At 52.7% G+C, this 1,615-nt stretch carries 2 protein-coding genes and 1 pseudogene; 2 read left to right on the top strand and 1 reads right to left on the bottom strand.

Annotated features, from left to right (window positions below; genetic code table 11):
* Nucleotides 1–386 precede the first annotated feature (386 nt).
* Entirely contained in the window at nucleotides 387–566 is a 180-nt protein-coding gene (locus HMPREF0577_RS05880; RefSeq protein ID WP_004012825.1) for a hypothetical protein, read from the top strand.
* Between the two features lie 196 nt (nucleotides 567–762).
* Nucleotides 763–903 carry a hypothetical protein gene (locus HMPREF0577_RS11395; RefSeq protein ID WP_155812130.1) on the top strand — a complete coding sequence of 47 codons (141 nt, stop codon included), beginning with the start codon at nucleotides 763–765 and terminating at the stop codon, nucleotides 901–903.
* A 386-nt stretch (nucleotides 904–1,289) separates the two neighbouring features.
* On the opposite strand, the pseudogene HMPREF0577_RS10950 reads toward HMPREF0577_RS11395, so the two are convergent.
* Nucleotides 1,290–1,615, bottom strand: a pseudogene (locus HMPREF0577_RS10950) (hypothetical protein); the annotation flags it as partial.

The following is a 1,615-nucleotide window of genomic DNA, read 5'->3' as shown; positions in this document are numbered from 1 at the left end:
CGGTTCCCGGCTCTAAGGTCAGATTAACATCGCGAATCAACACATTCGCCCCCCGATTACAATCCACGCCACTAAGCCGCAACTGCTGGACTGGGCTAGCCGCCTCGGTTTCCATCTCACGTCCTTTCTCTAGTGAACTTCCCTGGTTTACGCCACCGGGTCACCACCCAGTGCCCCAGCAACTACAACCATGTTCCCACCGGAAAGAACCCGAAATCTAGCGCCAAATGTACACACTTCCCATCAACAAATGTTGAAACCCCACATCCCCCCAGGCCAGACCATTATTCCAACCACGCTCGCCACCCCGGATGGCACCTCATGAAGCCGAAAAACTATCGGGGGCGATTTGTTGGTGATGGGGGCATTATGTCCTGGCTCAGGGGATGCGGCGCGATTACATTAACACCGACCGGTATTACACGGAGATTTTCGCCCAGGTTTTACGGCTTTCGGGTTTGCCGAATTGGCCGGAAATCAGCCGGTTTATGGGCAAGGAATATGGACGTATTTGGCTGGATTATTTGAAAGAGCATCCTCATGAACTCGTGGCGTGGCCAGCATAAGCGGGTGGAGCAACAGTTCCTGGCGTTCATTGGGACTGATGCTGTGTTGGTGTTCAAGGGTGGCGCAGCGCTTTGCGGTGGCTTATGGCTATGAGCGCTCGGTGAAAAAGGACACGGTTACGGTGCAACGGGTGACTGTATCCGTTATTATTGGCATGGCCTTCCCGCTCAGGTGCAAAATCAGATTCAACATGCTTTGAGCGAGAATGGGTTAGAGCAGTTTGACGCGGTTTTGGCAGCGGACAAGGACGAGCTGATAGACCCAGATACGCTGGCGGAGAATTACTTGGAAGCCTATGCCACGGTAGAATCGCTATCACCCAAAGAATCTAGGTAGTTAATCAAGAATTCCCGGGGTGCCTCATGCACGAACCTTGCATCTTGCCTAACAACGCGGGTCACATCCAGAAAGGCGTGGCGCGAGTGATGAGAGCGAGAAAGTCGTGGAGGGAACCGGTGTTACCGAGACCCTCCACAGTCAGGCTTACGCAAGAGGTTCAAGGATAGTGACTAGATGTTTTAGGCCATCCCGTATTGTTATCTTTCCCGCTGTTTCGCTTGAGTTGAACACACGTGAGAACAAAAGCAACCCCGTATCCTCCGGCTACTATCGGATTCAGGATAATTTTGGGTCGTGGCATTCCTAGCATGAGGAAGAGTGCCCCTGTTAGAGTCGCAGCTACAACGATTCCGGCAATGTAAGGCCAGAGATTCTTATCGGTATTAGCAGAAGGCTGCGGCACCGCTCAGCCCTCCTCCAACTGCACCTCCGATAAGGCCAACTACGCCTGCGCTTACAGTACCCACAACGGGTAACGTAATCGTTCCTACAGCCGCGCCAGCTAAACCTCCGCCAGTTCCACCTCCGATAACACCACCACCTACACCAGCGATGCAACGCCAGAATCCGCGAACCTGGAACATTGGGCTAACACGAACCTCGATATCATGACCAGTTTTTTTATAGTTGACATATACCGGCAATCCGTTTTTGTCGGTTGCGGTGGTGGGCAATTTTTCGGTGATGCCGTTTTGAGTAACTGTCAGGC

The organism is Mobiluncus mulieris ATCC 35243 (assembly GCF_000160615.1).
Classification (GTDB): domain Bacteria; phylum Actinomycetota; class Actinomycetes; order Actinomycetales; family Actinomycetaceae; genus Mobiluncus; species Mobiluncus mulieris.
Note: the sequence above shows the minus strand (reverse complement) of the source record. Positions and strands in the feature narration are given on the sequence as shown.

Bases quoted from the DNA above. Each gene is read 5' to 3' on its own strand.
- HMPREF0577_RS05880 (WP_004012825.1), top strand. From the start codon at position 387: ATGCGGCGCGATTACATTAACACCGACCGGTATTACACGGAGATTTTC.